The sequence below is a fragment of the Sphingobium aquiterrae genome (genome assembly GCF_037154135.1).
GTDB lineage: Bacteria > Pseudomonadota > Alphaproteobacteria > Sphingomonadales > Sphingomonadaceae > Sphingobium > Sphingobium aquiterrae.
Map to the genome: position 1 here is coordinate 106,604 of NZ_JBANFL010000007.1, position 15,582 is coordinate 122,185.

At 63.6% G+C, this 15,582-nt stretch carries 23 protein-coding genes; 18 read left to right on the forward strand and 5 right to left on the reverse strand.

Annotated features, from left to right (window positions below; translation table 11 throughout):
- Positions 1-896: 896 nt before the first annotated feature.
- The 5 genes from WFP78_RS23405 to WFP78_RS09380 all read right to left on the reverse strand — a co-directional run bounded on the left by WFP78_RS23405 (position 897) and on the right by WFP78_RS09380 (position 3,922).
- Positions 897-1,259: an SEC-C metal-binding domain-containing protein gene (locus tag WFP78_RS23405; RefSeq protein WP_419722943.1), complete on the reverse strand. Its 363-nt coding sequence runs from the start codon at positions 1,257-1,259 to the stop codon at positions 897-899.
- Complete coding sequence (locus WFP78_RS09365; protein WP_336960969.1) at positions 1,156-1,845, reverse strand: phytanoyl-CoA dioxygenase family protein; 690 nt, start codon at positions 1,843-1,845, stop codon at positions 1,156-1,158. Before WFP78_RS09365 ends, WFP78_RS23405 begins: the two co-directional genes overlap by 104 nt.
- 144 nt (positions 1,846-1,989) lie before the next feature.
- Positions 1,990-2,565: an ATPase gene (locus tag WFP78_RS09370; RefSeq protein WP_336960972.1), complete on the reverse strand. Its 576-nt coding sequence runs from the start codon at positions 2,563-2,565 to the stop codon at positions 1,990-1,992.
- Positions 2,566-2,573: 8 nt separating this feature from the next.
- Entirely contained in the window at positions 2,574-2,930 is a 357-nt protein-coding gene (locus WFP78_RS09375) for a ParD-like family protein (RefSeq protein ID WP_336960975.1), read from the reverse strand.
- 236 nt (positions 2,931-3,166) lie between these two features.
- Positions 3,167-3,922 (reverse strand): Ros/MucR family transcriptional regulator, encoded by a 756-nt coding sequence (locus WFP78_RS09380; protein ID WP_336960978.1) that lies wholly within the window; start codon positions 3,920-3,922, stop codon positions 3,167-3,169.
- A gap of 361 nt (positions 3,923-4,283) precedes the next feature.
- Between WFP78_RS09380 and WFP78_RS09385 the strand changes: the two genes are divergently transcribed.
- From WFP78_RS09385 to WFP78_RS09470, 18 genes are all read left to right on the forward strand, one after another.
- On the forward strand, positions 4,284-4,490 hold the full coding sequence (locus WFP78_RS09385) for a hypothetical protein (protein WP_336960980.1): 207 nt from the start codon (positions 4,284-4,286) through the stop codon (positions 4,488-4,490).
- Between the two features lie 276 nt (positions 4,491-4,766).
- Positions 4,767-6,404, forward strand: a complete 1,638-nt coding sequence (locus WFP78_RS09390) for a PRTRC system ParB family protein (protein WP_336960983.1) — start codon at positions 4,767-4,769, stop codon at positions 6,402-6,404.
- A 36-nt stretch (positions 6,405-6,440) separates the two neighbouring features.
- On the forward strand, positions 6,441-6,863 hold the full coding sequence (locus tag WFP78_RS09395; protein ID WP_336960986.1) for a PRTRC system protein E: 423 nt from the start codon (positions 6,441-6,443) through the stop codon (positions 6,861-6,863).
- A gap of 44 nt (positions 6,864-6,907) precedes the next feature.
- Positions 6,908-7,114, forward strand: a complete 207-nt coding sequence (locus tag WFP78_RS09400; protein WP_336960989.1) for a PRTRC system protein C — start codon at positions 6,908-6,910, stop codon at positions 7,112-7,114.
- A gap of 75 nt (positions 7,115-7,189) precedes the next feature.
- The gene (locus WFP78_RS09405; protein WP_336960992.1) at positions 7,190-8,281 is read left to right on the forward strand and encodes a hypothetical protein; all 1,092 of its coding nucleotides are present in this window, start codon (positions 7,190-7,192) and stop codon (positions 8,279-8,281) included.
- Positions 8,282-8,288: 7 nt separating this feature from the next.
- Positions 8,289-9,104: a PRTRC system protein B gene (locus tag WFP78_RS09410; protein WP_336960995.1), complete on the forward strand. Its 816-nt coding sequence runs from the start codon at positions 8,289-8,291 to the stop codon at positions 9,102-9,104.
- Positions 9,101-9,760: a PRTRC system protein A gene (locus WFP78_RS09415; protein WP_336960998.1), complete on the forward strand. Its 660-nt coding sequence runs from the start codon at positions 9,101-9,103 to the stop codon at positions 9,758-9,760. Before WFP78_RS09410 ends, WFP78_RS09415 begins: the two co-directional genes overlap by 4 nt.
- On the forward strand, positions 9,750-10,508 hold the full coding sequence (locus WFP78_RS09420; protein WP_043152525.1) for a PRTRC system ThiF family protein: 759 nt from the start codon (positions 9,750-9,752) through the stop codon (positions 10,506-10,508). The genes WFP78_RS09415 and WFP78_RS09420 overlap by 11 nt, the downstream gene beginning before the upstream one ends.
- Before the next feature lie 124 nt (positions 10,509-10,632).
- The gene (locus tag WFP78_RS09425; protein WP_336961002.1) at positions 10,633-10,908 is read left to right on the forward strand and encodes a hypothetical protein; all 276 of its coding nucleotides are present in this window, start codon (positions 10,633-10,635) and stop codon (positions 10,906-10,908) included.
- Complete coding sequence (locus WFP78_RS09430) at positions 10,905-11,105, forward strand: hypothetical protein (RefSeq protein WP_336961005.1); 201 nt, start codon at positions 10,905-10,907, stop codon at positions 11,103-11,105. The genes WFP78_RS09425 and WFP78_RS09430 overlap by 4 nt, the downstream gene beginning before the upstream one ends.
- A gap of 122 nt (positions 11,106-11,227) precedes the next feature.
- The gene (locus WFP78_RS09435; RefSeq protein ID WP_043152496.1) at positions 11,228-11,470 is read left to right on the forward strand and encodes an AbrB/MazE/SpoVT family DNA-binding domain-containing protein; all 243 of its coding nucleotides are present in this window, start codon (positions 11,228-11,230) and stop codon (positions 11,468-11,470) included.
- Positions 11,467-11,859 carry a type II toxin-antitoxin system VapC family toxin gene (locus WFP78_RS09440; RefSeq protein WP_336961009.1) on the forward strand — a complete coding sequence of 131 codons (393 nt, stop codon included), beginning with the start codon at positions 11,467-11,469 and terminating at the stop codon, positions 11,857-11,859. Before WFP78_RS09435 ends, WFP78_RS09440 begins: the two co-directional genes overlap by 4 nt.
- 61 nt (positions 11,860-11,920) lie before the next feature.
- Complete coding sequence (locus WFP78_RS09445) at positions 11,921-12,610, forward strand: Mom family adenine methylcarbamoylation protein (RefSeq protein WP_336961011.1); 690 nt, start codon at positions 11,921-11,923, stop codon at positions 12,608-12,610.
- 202 nt (positions 12,611-12,812) lie between these two features.
- Complete coding sequence (locus WFP78_RS09450; RefSeq protein WP_336961014.1) at positions 12,813-14,051, forward strand: hypothetical protein; 1,239 nt, start codon at positions 12,813-12,815, stop codon at positions 14,049-14,051.
- Positions 14,052-14,199: 148 nt separating this feature from the next.
- The gene (locus WFP78_RS09455) at positions 14,200-14,682 is read left to right on the forward strand and encodes a hypothetical protein (protein WP_336961017.1); all 483 of its coding nucleotides are present in this window, start codon (positions 14,200-14,202) and stop codon (positions 14,680-14,682) included.
- Positions 14,679-15,044: a hypothetical protein gene (locus WFP78_RS09460; RefSeq protein ID WP_043152500.1), complete on the forward strand. Its 366-nt coding sequence runs from the start codon at positions 14,679-14,681 to the stop codon at positions 15,042-15,044. The genes WFP78_RS09455 and WFP78_RS09460 overlap by 4 nt, the downstream gene beginning before the upstream one ends.
- The gene (locus WFP78_RS09465; RefSeq protein ID WP_048577606.1) at positions 15,037-15,255 is read left to right on the forward strand and encodes a hypothetical protein; all 219 of its coding nucleotides are present in this window, start codon (positions 15,037-15,039) and stop codon (positions 15,253-15,255) included. Before WFP78_RS09460 ends, WFP78_RS09465 begins: the two co-directional genes overlap by 8 nt.
- Positions 15,252-15,533, forward strand: coding sequence for a hypothetical protein (locus WFP78_RS09470; protein WP_043152504.1), 282 nt, complete (start codon positions 15,252-15,254; stop codon positions 15,531-15,533). Before WFP78_RS09465 ends, WFP78_RS09470 begins: the two co-directional genes overlap by 4 nt.
- Positions 15,534-15,582 lie beyond the last annotated feature (49 nt).

A 15,582-nucleotide genomic window follows, 5' to 3' on the forward strand; every position in this document is an offset into this window, starting at 1 on the left:
CGCGGTTCTAAGGCTCTGTTCCTGAAGTGCAGCGTTTCCTCTCACGCGACGCGGAACGCTCAGCGACGCCGAGATAGATCGGAGCGCGACATCGTTGTCCGCGATCGTCGCGAGCCTCTCGACGATGTGACCGCTCAGCTTCGCCGAAAGCATTGTCAGCTGCTCTCTCTCCACGAGCCTGGTCTGAAGCGCCGTGACATGCGTCGGGTTCTTGAGGAGCCCGATCAGGCCATCCGGCGACGAGGGCTCGATCGGGAACACCCGCTTGAGCTTCACGCGCGACTGAATCGTGGTGATCGCGCTCGGGTTACCGATCACGCCAGCCATCATCCTAGCGCCACTTGTCGTGTCGGCGATCAGCAGGCATAGAGTCGGTGCCCTCAACGACGCGAATGCGTTGTGAGGGATCGCGATCGTGAACTCGCCGACGCCTCTTCGTGACGCACTAAGCGCGGACCAATCGGCCGCGTCGAGCCGTAAGACGGCAATGGGTTTCGTCTCCAAGTACGTTATGAGTGTCGAAATCCAGCTGTTCTTCATGCACGCATGCACTTAACCGAGCCGACCGTCGCGAAGCACCGCAGGCTCCCGGTAGCTCTCTTCGCATTCATGATACCATCTTGGATCAGAACGGTTACGAAACCAAGCGCGTTTTGTCCCCGACGGCGTTTGTCGAGGAAGCTTGCTAACGGCGGCTAGCGATACGCCGGTCCGCAAACAACCCGAACGTTGCCGTATCTGCTTACCTTAACGAAGGACAGGTTCGGGAAGGCCAAGAGGCGGGCGGAATGTCTGAGATGTTGGCGGAGCCAGATGCGGGGCTGGCTTTCGCCAGCCCCGGCAAGATCAGTCTCGCCAATAATCATGGCGTTCGACGCCATCGAAAGCAGCCCGTCTCAAGACAGCACCGCTTGAAATCTGAGGCCCGAGCCACACGGGCAAGGATCGTTGCGTCCGAGCTTCTCGACCAGCTCCTTGTCACCATGGACAAAGCGCAAGCCGCGCTTCACGTTCGTTTCGGACGGATAGCCCTTGCGGCGCTTAGACGTGCGCTCGAAAGCAGGGCAGGTCGAATGGGTCGCGATTGTTTGCCATCGTGGCCTCCTGTCATTGTGGGCGATGTTCGATAACACGACCGCCATCGCCGATCGAGCATCATGTAACCCCCAACCATGCGAGACCTTCCGGCAGTTCTTGAGTGCTGAAATCGATCTGCAGCACACGCCGCCGCTTAGGCCTGACGGCAGCCTCAGATGCATGGAGGATTGGCGTGGAATAGGCCCAGATATCGCCAGCCAAAGCGGTGCAGGCGATCGTGCCACAGAGACGGACTGCTCTCTCGACATGGTCGGCGCGTACGCGTCCCATTTTATGCGAACCCGGTGCGATCAGCAGCGGCGCATTCGTGGAGGGCACATCGTCGAGATGCACGCGCAGCGTGACCATTCTCGCCAAGAGGTCGAATGGCGGTGCCACATGATGCAGGCCGGCCTTGATCGACCATGGGCCATACCCCTCCACATCCGCCTGGTGCCGGACGCAAATCGTCCGATCTTGATGCCATGCGAGGGACCAGTTCGTGCTCTCTGTCTTGTCGAACAGGATAGCACGGACCGCCTTGCCCATGCCCCCTAAAGCCTGCCGTGCCACGAATCCAATCGGTCCACCTGATCCAACGTAGGTTTCCAGAGCCGAAAATCCACTGATCCGCACACCTGCTTGCTCTGCCGGGAGTGAAGCTAGGACGGCCTCCAAGTCATTCAGATGGGGCAGAACCGCGCCCCGGAACAACGCGGCACCATGTTCCTCGAGGGTGAGATGATCGAAACCGGTATCCATCAGCATGGTCTTGGCTAGGCCGCCCGAGCCTGTTTTTGCAATGGCGGAATCTCTGATTTCGCGGATGAATGAGCGACTGCTTTCGACGAGCCCATAGGATGCCCCGAACGACCGGAATGTTGGCTAGCCTGCCATCATCCGCCCCTGACCCTAGATCTCAAGGTCTGTTTTATAAACCGATCTGATCCAATCAGGCAGGCGCGGCACCGCGAAGACCAATCGCCCGTTCGCGAATGTCAGGCAATGGCTCGGCGGCTGGTTGAGGCTGGAATTGTCAAAGACCATGCCGCGATCCGCTTTGAGGACCGCGGCGCGGATGAAAGGTGTACCGCGCACATAACGGGCACGGATCTTGTCCTCGGGGACGACATGTCCGTCCTCCTCGACCCGTGCGCCGACACGCGCGACAGAGAGATCTGGAGTATCGACGCCGACATGCATCACGATGACGGTGAAACCTCTGGTGCGCGCTTCGTCAATGAGTTCAAGCTTGGAGGGATGCGAGAAGACGGTCTCGGTCACGAAATCCCGACCCTGAGCGAGATAGTCGGCCCGGCGCGAAGAAGCGATGTTGGCCGCTTCGTAAGATGCAGCTGGGGACGGATCGCGCAGTTCGTCGCGCTGGATGATGTCGGCGTTGATGAACGGTCCTGCGAAACTCGGCGCGATGCGGGTCTCGTAGAGTGTGGACTTGCCGGCACCGTTCGGCCCGGCAAGCACGATCATCGTCGGCTTCATGCGTTACGGGTGGCCTTCTCACGCACGAGGTTGCCGGCCGCATCGAGACCGACACCCAGCCCAAGCTGTCGCCGCCGGGCAAAGAAAGCATCCTCGTCAGACCCGGGTTGCCCCATTTTCTCGACAAAGCTGTCGAGCCAGACGTCCTTCTCTTCGTCGGTGAGGACCGTTGTCTCGATGGCACCGCCGAGCGCAGCGGTGATGCGGGCATGATCGAAATTGCCGGATTTCTCGATAGCGCGGCCGATGCGCACCCAATGGGCGATCTGGCCGGCGATCGAGCGGCTCTGCAACTCGGATTCGCGACGCACGATCTTCATGATGTCGTCACCAAGCTTGATGGACTGTGCCATGGATCACCTCCGAGGCATGAGGTAGCATTTTGCTACCTTAGTTTCAAGCGCATCTTTCGATGCGCCGCCCTCGGGTCGCTCGCAATCGAAGTTTCAGCGAATGCCGCCGCCAAGCACCGACTACCGATAATGAATGACCGGCAGCTATCAGGAAGCCGAACCTCGCCTGCGACCGTCCGAAATGTTGGCGACAGCGGACGGAGACGGCTTGGGTGTCAAGCGTAAGATTTTCACCACTAGCCGGCCGCAGGCGCCTCGACGGGCGCTGTATCCGGTAGCGTCGCTGCAGCGTCGACGGCCTTCGGTGCCCGGCTCCGTCTGGGCTTCGGTGCGGCCTTGGCCGCAATGGGCTTGGCGTCGCGACTCGCCGCCTTACGCTTGGCGTTCTTGGGCGCGACCGCCGCAGCTTCCGCCCGCGCAGCCTTTCCACGAGCGCGCCGAACGGGTTCGGATTTTGCCGGAGGAACCTCGACAGCAACCGGCGCTGCCGCTTCTGCGACACTTGCCGGCGCAGCTTCGGGTTCGGGCGCTGGAGGCGGCGACACGCCCTTGCGCTTTCCACCCAATCCAAGCCGCATCGCGACTTCGCGCCGCGCTGCGGAATAGCCCGGCGCGACCATCGGATAGTCGGTGGACAGGCCATAGCGCGCGCGATATTCGGCCGGCGTCAGTCCATGCGTCGAGAGATGACGCTTGAGCGCCTTGTATGGCTTCCCGTCGATCAGGCTCAGGATCTGGTCGGGCGTGGCAAGGCTTTCCTCCACCGTCACGGCCGGCCTGAAATCGGATGCGGGAGCGGGGACTTCGACCCCGTCTTCCTCGGTCTTCACTTTGGGCGCCGAGGCAGCGACTGGTGCGCCGCCCAGCAGGGCCCGTCGTGTGCCCTCGACGAGTGCAGGCAGTTCGCTGCTTGGGACGGTGTTGTTCGCAAAATAAGCGCTGAGTAGCGTCACGGTCAAAGACATGACGCCCGCTTCTTCGGTCTCGGCCATGCAACGTCCTTCTTCTGGCTGGAAATAGCGGTCTTGAACCGGGCTCACTTGCGCAAGCGTAGACGACAAGTGCCGAAATTCATCGCGCGAGTCAAAAAGGGAGGGGAGGAGGGCGGTCATGGTTGGCGTGGTTATTGGGCCGCGCAGTATCGTCCTGGAGAAGGCCCATGGCGGATCGGTTCCCGCGTAAATAGCCATCGACGGGCAAATCCCACTCGCATGTATTTCCGAACTCATTCGGCATGATCGCACTCGATCAGCTGCGGACCACGGCGGCGGCCCCTCCAGTTTCAACCCCGCTCATGCTCGGCGGCTTCGACCTCGGTCGGAGCCGCCCTTTTCGTTTCGAAAGGAAGTCACCATGCACGCATCTTCGCACATCGAGCTCCACAGCTTCACCGTCGAGATCGAATTCTCAAGCGGCGGCGAGCCCTATGCAATCGCGACCTACAAGGTCGAGGCCACCGACTGGTATCGCGCCCGGCGTGACGCGCTCGAGATGTCGGTCAGCAGTCCCTATGACAATGTTCGCATCCCCGACCTCACCCGCCGCGTGATCACGCGATAACCAACGGCGCAAGTGACCCGCACCGTGCGAGATTTCTCGACGCTCGGCGTGGGGAAGCTCAACCCATTCGAAAACGACTGCCCCACCGGGCTCTCCGGCCACGGGAGGGAAGGGGGAGGGGTAATGGTGATCCGATCGAGGTTGCCGTCATCCCCACCAATTCGATGACCTGACCGATATCGATCCGCACGACTTCGCCATCGACAGCTCGACCCGCAGCGGCCGCACACACGGCCCGGCAGGACGGGCCTGTCACATTCCACGAGGAAATCAGCCATGGATGTACCGCAACCGACCTATCCGACCACGCTGCGACTCTCCAGGATCGTAAAGGGGGATAACCCCCGCCGCTATTTCGACCAGAAAAAGCATGATGATCTCGTAGCCTCGATCCGGCTGCGTGGCGTGCTCCAGCCCATCCTGCTTCGTCCGAAGGGCGACGTCTTCTCCATCGTCGCCGGCGAACGCCGGTACCGGGCCGCGCTTGAAGCCTATGGTCCTGACGGTCACGTTCCTGTCGTCATCCGCGAAATGACCGATCAGGAAGCACTCGAAGCCGCGATCGCCGAGAATGACGACCGTGACGACCCTTCGGAAACCGAGCAAGCGGATGCCGCCGTCCGCTACCTCGCGGCGTGCCAGGGCGACCGTGCCGATGCCGCAGGACGGCTCGGTTGGTCCCGGGCCAAGCTCGATCGCCGTCTGGCGCTCGCCGACCTTTCCGACACCGTCAAGCTCGCACTCGATGAACGCCGGATCAAGGTCGGGCACGCCGAACTGCTTGCGGCCGTGCCCGGGGACAAGCAGGACAAGGCCCTCCAAACGATCCTGACCGCCGGCCTCGACGTCGCAAAGACGCGCGAGCTGCTCATGCGCGTCACGCAGAACCTTGGCAACGCCTGCTTCGACAAAACCGAATGCACCACCTGCCCGTTCAACTCGGGAACGCAGCGCGTCCTCTTCGAGACCCATGTCGACGACGGGAGTTGTACCAATCCCACATGCTTCCAGCTCAAGACCGAAGCCGTCGAACAGGTCCGTCTCGGGGAGCAGGAACGCGCCGCGGCTGCTGCAAGGACCGCGGCTCCTTCCACTGTCGATGATGACGATGATAGCGGACAGGATGACGCCGCCGACGAACCCACGCAATCGGCTGACTCTCAGGAACCGTCAGCCGACGACGCCGGATCCGCCAGCGGGAACGAGACACGCGGGGCCACAGCATCGACGCCGGCCAAGTCCGTGAGCAGCGGATCGGCCGTGCAAAAGCCGATCGTCACCGCCCAATCGATCGCACGACGCACCACCGACCTTCGCGAGGCGACATGGCGAACCGCGCTCGCCCGGGCGCTCGCGGGCAATGCTTCGTACGCCCACACCGCGATCCTTGTCGCCGCGATGTCCGGCACGCTCTCGCAAATCAAGGCCGATACGCTGACGTCGCGCGCTGGCCTGCTGGTCGGCGCCTCCTTCCCGACCCTCGATTACAAGGGCAAGATCGCGGCCATTCGCGCGCTGCCGGACCGCCACGCGGCAAACGTGCTTTCCGTCATCGGCGCCGCCTACGCCAAGGACGTCCTCACCTTCGGGCATGTCGCCGACCTCGCGAGGGCCTTCGAAATCGACCTGCGCGACACCTGGAAGGTCGATCAGGGATTCCTCGACCGTTACACCAAGGACGAACTCAAATTCATCGCCCAGGAATGCGGCCTGGTTGCGCATATGGGCCAGAAGGCGTTCGCAAAGCGCCTCGCTTCCAAGAAATCCGACCTCGTGGCCAGCATGCTCAATGCAATCGGGTTCGATTGGTCCGGGCGCCTGCCGAGCGCCATGACGCTCGAGGGCCAATATGGGCCGCCGCCGGTCCGCGTTGCCTCGCAAATCGAACCTCCGATCACGGAAATCGCCGCCTGACCCGCGCCCACGCGCTCCGACACAAGGATACCAGCCATGTTGATTTCAAACCTGCTCCCGCTACTCACCCGGTACTCGCTCGGCTTCGACCTCGTTGCCGGCCCCGACGACACCGTCACCCTGACCGTCATTCCCCGCAAGGCGGAAAGCTCGGGTCCCAATCTCGAATCCGGTGAGACCCGGCCGATCTCGATCACAGCGAGCGCTGCGGAAATCGATGCGGAACTCGCCAAGGGGCCAGCCGGCGCGCTCGGGGAACTCATTGCCACGCGCAAGACGCTTGCTGACCAGCTCGCCGAGCAACGGCAAGCGGCCGAAGCCGCGAGGACCGCAGCTGCAGAGGCGGCGAAGGCGAAGGCCGCGGCCAGGACGCCCACGTCCACCACTCCCGCGAAAGCTCCGGCCCCGACCAGTCCGCCGGCCAACGCTAAGCCGGACGAACCCGCCAGCCTCTTCTGACGGACCTCACTCGAAATTTCCCACGACCATGCCGGGAGGCATCCATGAAGATCAATCATCTCACCCGCACATATAGATATGACGGCATCGACCTTCCGGTACCGCCGCACCTCGCGAACGACCCGGAAGGCCTGCGCGCCTACCATGCCACGCTCTATCCGGCGATCCTCAACGCCGAGATCGCGGATGCCGGCGTATCGGGCGCCGCACACGTCACCGAATATCGCCGCGCCGTCGGCACCAAGGGCTGATCATGCCCCACGGCAAGCGCGCGGCCATTCCGGCAGCACCCCGCAAGACGCTCCTCCAATGGATCGAGTCCGACGATGGCGACACGACCGACTTCACCTCGCCTGCCTGCAGCACGCACGTCCAGGCCCTCCACGCGCGGCTTCTCCTCGACCCGGAAAACCGCACGAGCGAAGCCACCGAACCGCTTCAACCGCCTCCGGGCCTCAGCCTCCCGCCCCTCGGCTGATCTCGCGGGACGATCCGTCGCGCTCTCCGACGATATTCCCGCCCTCTTCGACCATCCGCTGGGACCGCATCACAAGCTGATCGGCGGCTGGGTCGCGGCACGGGAAACGTCGCCGAGGCAATATACCCGCGCGCAGGCCCGTCGCCGCATCGAACAGGTCTTTGGTGCAGCGGTGCTTGAAATCCTCGCGCCGGTCGACCTCGCCGACTTCCGGATGACCGTCCTGAAGGGCGAGGACGGCGACCCGCCGGCGATCGCCATCGTCTGCGACAGCATGGGGCAGATGGACCTCGGGTGGATCGAGACCAGCGATGCGCCGATCTCCTGGCGCGCCGCTGCCTATCGCGCGCTCGAGCAAAACCTGGGCTGCGTGCTTCCGGTCTTCGGCTACCAGGACCTCTTCGACCAAATCGCCATGTACTATTGGGACGGAGAGACGGAAGACGAAGGCGCCCGTCAATCCCTGATCTACTACCATGGCGCGGACGAGGCCGACCTCGAGGAGCAGGCGCTGCCGTCCACGATGAACGCCCGCCGCCCCGATTGGATGATCACGGCGAACGCCGCACGACCGGCGCAACTCCCTACCGGCCTGCAACAGAAGCTGCGGAGCCTCCACCATGCGCGGCGCGCCTTGAAGCGGCTGCAACCGGAACGCAATGCCTGGCACTTCGACATCGATCTCATCTACCAATACGTCCCCGGCTTCGAGGAATGCTCGTCATTGCCGCCGCTGACGCTCGTGCCCACAGAGCAGTTCGCGCCCGAACTCGACGATGTCGGCCGCCACGGCATGGAAATGGGCTTCATGGACATCGCGGGAATCTGCCCGCTGCCGGAAGCGGGTCGGATCGACGACTGGCTCACCTCATTGCGGCTTGGCGCGCAATTCCTGCTCGCCGCCCAGCATCTGATCCAACTGGATCCCACCAATCTGTGAGGCCGACATGCCCGACCATAGCACCCATTTCGAAGCGAGCGGTGGCGGCGTGGTGCTGACCAACGCCATCCTGCTCTACAGGCGAGACGCGCCCCGCAACATCAATTCCTACGGTGCGACCCGACGGGATGCGCCGGCCTTTGCCAGCATCCACGCGGTAGGGCACGATGACGAAGGCCAGCCGTCGATCGGCGCGGGAGCTCCGCTGACGCGCGCGCACTTGCGGCAATGGACCGAGGCGCTTGGTCGGACCGTCCTGCCCGAGATACTGCCAGCCAACGTGCTGGTTGCCCATCCCGACATGCTCGCATGGTGGATTCCCGCACAGGTGCGCTCAGCCTATTTCGCCCTGTCGAGCCCGCCTGCCGGCCTCAAGGCCCTGTCCGAGCGAACGGTCCTGCCGGTCCCGTACCCGGCGCATCTGTTTGTCGCCACCCGATCCGGTCTTGGCGTCTATGCTCTTCCGACAGACGAGCGCCCCACCGCCGACACCGAGCTGCTGCACTCGCCGGTCCTCAATGTCTACGTCGACGGGCGGCTTTGCTGGGGGAACATACCGCAGCCGAAATCGCCGACGATCGCATCCATCCCGGAATTCGAGCGCGCGGTATTCGACTCCTGGTCGACGCACCCCAATACGGGCCAGGAACTGACCGTCACCGGCAAGGGGGGACTTGTCAGGCTCTGGGACGATCTCGCCGCGCGACGTGCGGTCCGCTTTCCAGTCCGCCGTCTCAGGCCCTTCCGCGGCCGGCAAACATCGCGGGCAGCTTCGGCCGAGCCGATGACGGTCGGGAAGCTTATTGCGAGCGCGCGGCGATGACCCTGCTTGCCGATGATCCGACAGCCGCTGCAGTGCTCTCCGCTGTACCCTGCTACCCGGTTCCGCCCCACGGGCGATCGCCCGCCCTCGATGCGCTTCGCGCCGCACGCACCGGCCACGGTCTCGCCATCGGGAACGACGGTGTCATGCTCATCCTGCGCCGGGCCTGGCTCGCGCTCGATGTTCCTCTAACGCCGCCGATCTCCGCTTATCTCCCCTATGGCAGCGCCGGCGAGCCAAGGGCCGATCTGCGGTGCGGACTGATCCCGCACGAGCATCTTGTGTCCATTCTCGAGCATTTCTATGCGGCCTTGCCTAACGAGGCCGCCGGGTTCGTGCTCTGGAACGAGGCGACCAAGGCCTTCTCGTTGCATTTCCCCGCCATCGACGAGGCAACGCCTTCGCGCCTCGTGTACCGCACGCCTGTCCTGGCGCCTGATTGGCATGTCGTCTGCGACATTCACAGCCACGGATCCGGTCGTGCATTCTTCAGCGCCACCGACGATGCCGACGACGCCGATGCCACGAAGATAGCGATCGTGATCGGCCGGCTCGACCACGCGGAGGGTCTGGAAATGGCGTCGCGCCTCTGCGCCAACGGCTTGTTCCTGGCTGTCCCGCGCAGTCCTTTCTCAGGAGATGATGATGCAGCCTGACCACAAGGACCGCCACTATCTTCCCGCCGCCTTCGACAATCGCACCATAAGGATACTGCTCGCCGGCTGCGGAGGGAACGGCGCTCAGATGTTGATGGGTCTCGCCTCACTGGACACGGCACTGCGGGCGATCTCCTCCCGATCGCTGCATGTCACCGTGGTCGACGATGATACCGTGAGCGAAGCCAATCTCGGCCGCCAGCCCTTCTACCGCTGCGATCTAGGGAATTCGAAGGCGCGCACACTGACCGAAAGGATCAACCTCGCACACGGGCTCTCCTGGGAGGCGGTTCATGGTCGCGCACCCGGCGCGATCGGTGTGGAAGACGCCGACATGCTCATCACCTGCGTCGACACCGCCTCGGCCCGTCGCACGATTGGTTCGGCGCTTGGCGCGAGGAAATCCATGCCCAGCTACTGGATGGATCTCGGAAATCGCGCGACCGACGGACAATATCTTATCGGCTGCCCGGGCCGTGCCAATGACAAGGCCGTCCGACGTCTTCCGACCGTGCTCGAATATTTCCCGGAACTCGCAGACGAAAGCTCGGCCGACGACAATGCCCCGTCATGCTCGGTTGCCGAGGCGCTCGAGCGTCAATCGCTGTTCGTCAACCGCGTCCTGGCGAGCCACGCTCTCGCGCTTTTGTTCGATCTCCTCGGGCGCGGCTCCATCGGCCACGCTGGCGCCTTCCTCAACCTCGCCAGCGGGCAAGCCGTCCCGATCCCGCTGCCGCGAAGCGACTGAAGCAGCGCGCCTGACCACCCGCCTTCGCAGGCAAAGACATTTCCTATGTCCTCGATCCGGATTTCCCCATCCCGCGGTCGCGACGCACTGTGGACCTCAACGAACTTTTGGAAGGAGGATGTGTATGACACACATTACCGGCAATGGCTGGACGCTCCATTACACGATCGGTCGCGAACTGGCTGCCAAGGTCGAGCCAGGCGACATGGTTCATTTGCCTGGCGGCCGTGGCGACTGGATCGTGCTCGGCGGCAGGGCGCCGCTGCGCGTCAATGACAGCGGCGGCGTGATCGTGCGTGATCCCGGCACCCGGACCATCGATGGGCAAGAGGCCCGGCCGGGAGCATTAGGCATGGTCTGGATCAGCGCTGCTGGCGGCTGGTCGGAGATACCGGCATGACCGAGAATTCCCCAACCGGCTACAGCGCCGAGGCCGTGCAACAGCAAATCGAGCGCGATCGCCGGCGTCACCGGATCAGCAAAAAAGAAGAGCGGCTGATTCATGCGCTGCTGAAAGGCTCGGCGAGTAATCGACCGCCTCCGACTCAACCCTCACACAGCGATGAGGGCTGCGGCCCAATGGCCAAGAAACCCTGACCGCCGCTGCTTCACGCTTCTGTGGACGGAACGCCGGGCGGAGAATGGCATGTTGTCGCTTCCGGTACGCCCCGCACCGTGATATATATCTTTGATACCTACCACAGGCATAGGAGGCGAACATGGAAATCGCCAAGATATTCAAGACCGGTCGCTCCCAGGCCGTGCGTTTACCCAAGGAGTTTCGCTTCGAGGGAGATCAGGTTCGCATTCGACGAGAGGGAGATGCCGTCATCCTCGAACCGATCTCGTCCGACTGGAACTGGCTCAAGGCGCTGGTTGGTCCGGTGGACGAAGATTTTGAGGCCGCGGTCAACGAGCCGCAGAAGTTCGAAATTCGCGACGCCATGGACCCTGACGCATGACGTTTTCGCTCGATGCCAACACAATCATCGCGCTGTTCAAGGGGAATAAGCAGGTCTGGAAGAATCTCGAGCGGCACAGCACGCTCGATTGCGTCGTGTCGTCGATCGTCATGCACGAACTCTATTTCGGCGCATTCAACAGCGCGCGGGTCAAGGAGAATCTGGATCGGATCGGGGCCTTGCGGTTCGAGGTCGTGGACTTCGCGCGCGGAGATAGCCGAACGGCCGGAGAGGTTCGAACGAACCTGGCCCGCATAGGTAAACCCATCGGGGCCCTCGATACCCTGATCGCGGGCCAGGCGCTTGCGCGCGGGTTCACCGTGATCACCCGCAATATCCGCGAGTTCTCCCGCGTCGAGGGGCTTTCTTTCGAGAATTGGGAAGACTGAGCCGCCGAAGAGCAGAGGGAGGGGAGGAAGAGGGCGGAAGGCAATCCACAAGGAGATTGCCATGCTCACCACCCGCACCCAACGCTGGCGCGATCGACGCTGCCGCTGGATCCCGAACGCCACGGAAATCGATCCCAAGCACCTCGCCGTCGATGTCATCAGCACCAAACGCCAGGCGGCGCCCTTCGTGCAGGCGCATCACTATACGGCCTCTATGCCTGTCGCGCGCCTTTCGGTGGGCCTCTTCGCAAATGGCAAGGGCGGTCGTTCCGAGCTGGTCGGAGTGTGCGTCTTCTCGCACCCGGTCAACAACGCCAGCGTGCCCAAGAGCGCGGGTCTCACCGATCCACGGACGGCTTGCGATCTCGGGCGTCTCGTCATCGACGATTCCCAAGGCGGCAACGCCGAGACTTTCATGATCGCCCGAGCATTCCGGCTCCTGCGGCGCGAGAAGCCTGAAATCCTCTCGGTCATCTCCTACGCGGATCCCGTGCGACGCGTCGACGCCGATGGCCGAGTGGTCCTGCCCGGGCATTGCGGCCTCGTATATTGCGCGGCCGGGAGCCAATATTCTGGGAGATCGAGCCCGCGCACCGACCTGATCCTGCCGGACGGCCAGCCGATCTCCTCGCGCGCCATATCCCAGATACGCCGAGTGCGGCCAGCGCTATGCGATGGACGCGCTTCTCGAAGCGGGGGCGAGGCCTCCGCACTTCGGCGAGGACCGCGCGGATTGGCTCGCCGACCTTGAACGAACAGGGTTCCTGCGCAGGCGGCGCCACCCCGGCTGCCATACCTTTCTTTTCCCTCTCACGAAGGCAGCCCGGATCGCGGCCCGAAAGGTCCCGAGCCTGCCTTACCCGGTACTCGATCGCGCCGCGACGCAAGGCGATGTCACCGCGTTGCCGCTGCTTCAGCTCGCAGCTTGAACAGCCGCGCAAAGGACTCCCGACATGACCGACATCTTCGATCCCGCCGACGCGGGATGCTGGATAGCGCGCGGCCGTCCGGCCCACCACGCTCGAGCGATAGCCGACGCCTGGAGATGCCTCCCCGATCTTCCGCACGACGCGCCGCTGGACGTCCGCATGGCGCGGACCCGCGAGCGCGTCCAGATGCTTGGTCCGCTGCACGAAGCGATCCGACTGGAGACCGAGCAACAGCGTAGGGCTGCGAACTTCACCTTTGTCGAACGGCAGATCGCGCAGGGCAGCACAGACAGTCGCCATGTCGCCATTCTCCATGCCCGCAACATTCATGGTTATGACTGGGACGCCGCCGTTGCGTATGCCGATGGCCGCTATGCCGCGCGCGCCGGATGGTTGGCACGGCCGCCGTCGTCGCCCCGTCCGGACCAACCGGATGTTCGCCGACCTGCTTACCATCAGGGCTTTCTGGATGGCGGCGGCCAACCCGACGACGTCTTCGACGTCGCCCGACGATCCTTCGCGGCCACTCCGTCCGAGCCCATTCGCGCGGATACCCCGCGAGCCGCACGCCCGCTTCCCAGCCAATGGCCAAGCCCGAGCGACGTTCCTCCACCCGTTTCATGGCATCGGCGTCTGCTTCTGCTCGGCGAATCCGAAATCACGGCAGGGGCTATCGGCATCCTCGCGATGCTGCACCAACGGCCCGGATACGAAGCCGCGGCCCTTTTTGTGGTCAACGCCGAATCCGGGCTCCGCCCGCTATGGACATCGACGGGCCCGGCACCTGGCGATGGTGCTGCGCTTCGCCAGTTCCTGCGCCAAGGCGACTATACCGATATTCTGGTCGTTGCCAACGACGCGGAACTCGGCCGCATCGACGCTGATGCCGATATGCTGCCTCTCGCCCGAACGATGGAACGGACGCGCAATTCAGTGCTCCAGCAGCGCGCGCAGTTCCGCCATTGGCTCGCGCGCGGCCGCGCGCCCGGCGACCAATTCGCCGCCGGACACATCCGCTGGAGCAAGATGGCCGCTGGCCTTTCGGGGCGCCTCGGGGATTTCACCGCGCGTTACGGTGGCCCAGCGAAACCTCGTGGCCACCGCATCGTCGTCGAGGACGCAAACGGTCAATTGGCGCTCGGTTACCGCACCGCGCTCGGTCGGGAACTCCAGCCCGAGATCGTCATCGGCAACAAGGGCCATGCCCGAAGCGCGATGGCCGACCTGCTACGCCAATATGCCGCTGCGCTTCGCCTGGGATGATCCGATCCGGCGCCAGCTAGCCATTTGATCGCTGACGCTCAGGCGCAGCTGTCGTGGCCATGCCCAGCCGCTGCTCCGAGCACATCGAAATCCAAAGCAGTCCGATCCAGCCCCCGTGTCAGGCGGGAGCAAACCTACGGAGGTTATCATGGCCAATCGAGTACCCGCGTCCATCCGATTGGGTGGAACGCTCTCCGCAGCCGCCTATGACGAGTCGGCGGACATCATCCTCGCCGAGCGGCTGTCGGTCGAGTGGGATGGCGAACCCTTCGATCCGTCCCATCGCATGCCCGGCCAGCCACTCGACCTCTATGCTCACGGCGTCGTGGGTGGACAATTCGAGGACCTCGAAGCGCGATGCATCGAGCTGAACCTGCCTTTTATCCGCTCGTGCGACGGCTATCCCGGCGAGTGGAATCCCGAACGCGTCGTCTTCACCGGCGAGGGCGGGCCGGCTTCCTATCCGGCCGACGAAGGCGGCTACGTCGTGTTGAACCGGGGAACTGCCGAAAAGCTCGGCTCGCTCGAAGCGATCATCGCCTGGTTCGACGCTGCCGATTTTCGCCTGCCGCCCCTCATCGTCGAAGGCGATCCCGCCGACACGTCGCTCTCAGAAAGGAAATCATCATGACAATACAACGCAAGGTGCTCGTTGTCATGCGATCCAGCCATCTCCACACCGAGCTGGTCGAGATCACCGCCAAGGTGAACGTCATCGGCGACGCCATCAGTCCCAGGGTCGGAGCCGACCTCGCCGCGATCGAACGCGAGGCGCGCAAGGCCTTGCGTCGCCAGGAGCCTCTTCCCGGACAGACGGAGTCAGGTTTCGGTCCCTGGTACGACCCCGAACGCGCCTTCGAAGTCGACTTCGTGCTTTGCGCGCCCGTCGACGCGGCGATGAACCGGGGCCGGATCGTGCCGGTCGAGCAGGTCGAGACCGAGACCGAGACCGTCCAGCGCTGGGGCAAGGGAAGGGAGACGAACGATGCCTAGATACCAGGTCGACGTGAAGGCGTTCATCTCCGTGATCGTCGATGCGCAAGACGCCGCCCAGGCGCAGGGTCGCGCCGACCGTTTCGTCGAATGGCTGTCCCCGACAATCGAGCAGATCGACGATTACAGTTCCGACCACGAGCCGATCGACACCGACACCGGCCCGTTCGACGTCGATGGTGAAAGCAGCGTCGAGGAGATCGACGAATGAGCAAGCTTCATCATGTCCATGTCTATGCGACGATCAGGGTCAAGGTCGCGGTAACGGCGGAGGATCACACCGACGCAATGCGGCAAGCCGAAGGAATCGTCGGGACGGGGATATTCCCTGTCCGCCTGCTTCCCAATGCTGCCGCAGTGCTCGACGCAGAGCCTGCCGAGGAGATCACCGGTTTTCTGGTCGATGAAACGGACGATCCGGAGTTCGAGAAGAGCTGTTCCTATGACGCGGAATACAGGCCCCTCGGAGCGCAGGACGGTCCGCACTGACCGAAAGGAGGGGAGGAGGATGGGGAGGGGCGCTCCGTTTGCTGGAGCG

What these genes read in the sequence shown, in the direction of transcription:
- WFP78_RS23405 (WP_419722943.1), bottom strand. Translation starts at nt 1,259, where the DNA reads ATGCATCTGAGGCTGCCGTCAGGCCTAAGCGGCGGCGTGTGCTGCAGA.
- WFP78_RS09420 (WP_043152525.1), top strand. Translation starts at nt 9,750, where the DNA reads ATGCAGCCTGACCACAAGGACCGCCACTATCTTCCCGCCGCCTTCGAC.
- WFP78_RS09450 (WP_336961014.1), top strand. Translation starts at nt 12,813, where the DNA reads ATGACCGACATCTTCGATCCCGCCGACGCGGGATGCTGGATAGCGCGC.
- WFP78_RS09410 (WP_336960995.1), top strand. Translation starts at nt 8,289, where the DNA reads ATGCCCGACCATAGCACCCATTTCGAAGCGAGCGGTGGCGGCGTGGTG.
- WFP78_RS09365 (WP_336960969.1), bottom strand. Translation starts at nt 1,845, where the DNA reads ATGCTGATGGATACCGGTTTCGATCATCTCACCCTCGAGGAACATGGT.
- WFP78_RS09445 (WP_336961011.1), top strand. Translation starts at nt 11,921, where the DNA reads ATGCTCACCACCCGCACCCAACGCTGGCGCGATCGACGCTGCCGCTGG.
- WFP78_RS09435 (WP_043152496.1), top strand. Translation starts at nt 11,228, where the DNA reads ATGGAAATCGCCAAGATATTCAAGACCGGTCGCTCCCAGGCCGTGCGT.
- WFP78_RS09440 (WP_336961009.1), top strand. Translation starts at nt 11,467, where the DNA reads ATGACGTTTTCGCTCGATGCCAACACAATCATCGCGCTGTTCAAGGGG.
- WFP78_RS09405 (WP_336960992.1), top strand. Translation starts at nt 7,190, where the DNA reads ATGGCGACACGACCGACTTCACCTCGCCTGCCTGCAGCACGCACGTCC.
- WFP78_RS09425 (WP_336961002.1), top strand. Translation starts at nt 10,633, where the DNA reads ATGACACACATTACCGGCAATGGCTGGACGCTCCATTACACGATCGGT.
- WFP78_RS09400 (WP_336960989.1), top strand. Translation starts at nt 6,908, where the DNA reads ATGAAGATCAATCATCTCACCCGCACATATAGATATGACGGCATCGAC.
- WFP78_RS09380 (WP_336960978.1), bottom strand. Translation starts at nt 3,922, where the DNA reads ATGGCCGAGACCGAAGAAGCGGGCGTCATGTCTTTGACCGTGACGCTA.
- WFP78_RS09390 (WP_336960983.1), top strand. Translation starts at nt 4,767, where the DNA reads ATGGATGTACCGCAACCGACCTATCCGACCACGCTGCGACTCTCCAGG.
- WFP78_RS09460 (WP_043152500.1), top strand. Translation starts at nt 14,679, where the DNA reads ATGACAATACAACGCAAGGTGCTCGTTGTCATGCGATCCAGCCATCTC.
- WFP78_RS09430 (WP_336961005.1), top strand. Translation starts at nt 10,905, where the DNA reads ATGACCGAGAATTCCCCAACCGGCTACAGCGCCGAGGCCGTGCAACAG.
- WFP78_RS09415 (WP_336960998.1), top strand. Translation starts at nt 9,101, where the DNA reads ATGACCCTGCTTGCCGATGATCCGACAGCCGCTGCAGTGCTCTCCGCT.
- WFP78_RS09465 (WP_048577606.1), top strand. Translation starts at nt 15,037, where the DNA reads ATGCCTAGATACCAGGTCGACGTGAAGGCGTTCATCTCCGTGATCGTC.
- WFP78_RS09455 (WP_336961017.1), top strand. Translation starts at nt 14,200, where the DNA reads ATGGCCAATCGAGTACCCGCGTCCATCCGATTGGGTGGAACGCTCTCC.
- WFP78_RS09370 (WP_336960972.1), bottom strand. Translation starts at nt 2,565, where the DNA reads ATGATCGTGCTTGCCGGGCCGAACGGTGCCGGCAAGTCCACACTCTAC.
- WFP78_RS09375 (WP_336960975.1), bottom strand. Translation starts at nt 2,930, where the DNA reads ATGGCACAGTCCATCAAGCTTGGTGACGACATCATGAAGATCGTGCGT.
- WFP78_RS09385 (WP_336960980.1), top strand. Translation starts at nt 4,284, where the DNA reads ATGCACGCATCTTCGCACATCGAGCTCCACAGCTTCACCGTCGAGATC.
- WFP78_RS09395 (WP_336960986.1), top strand. Translation starts at nt 6,441, where the DNA reads ATGTTGATTTCAAACCTGCTCCCGCTACTCACCCGGTACTCGCTCGGC.
- WFP78_RS09470 (WP_043152504.1), top strand. Translation starts at nt 15,252, where the DNA reads ATGAGCAAGCTTCATCATGTCCATGTCTATGCGACGATCAGGGTCAAG.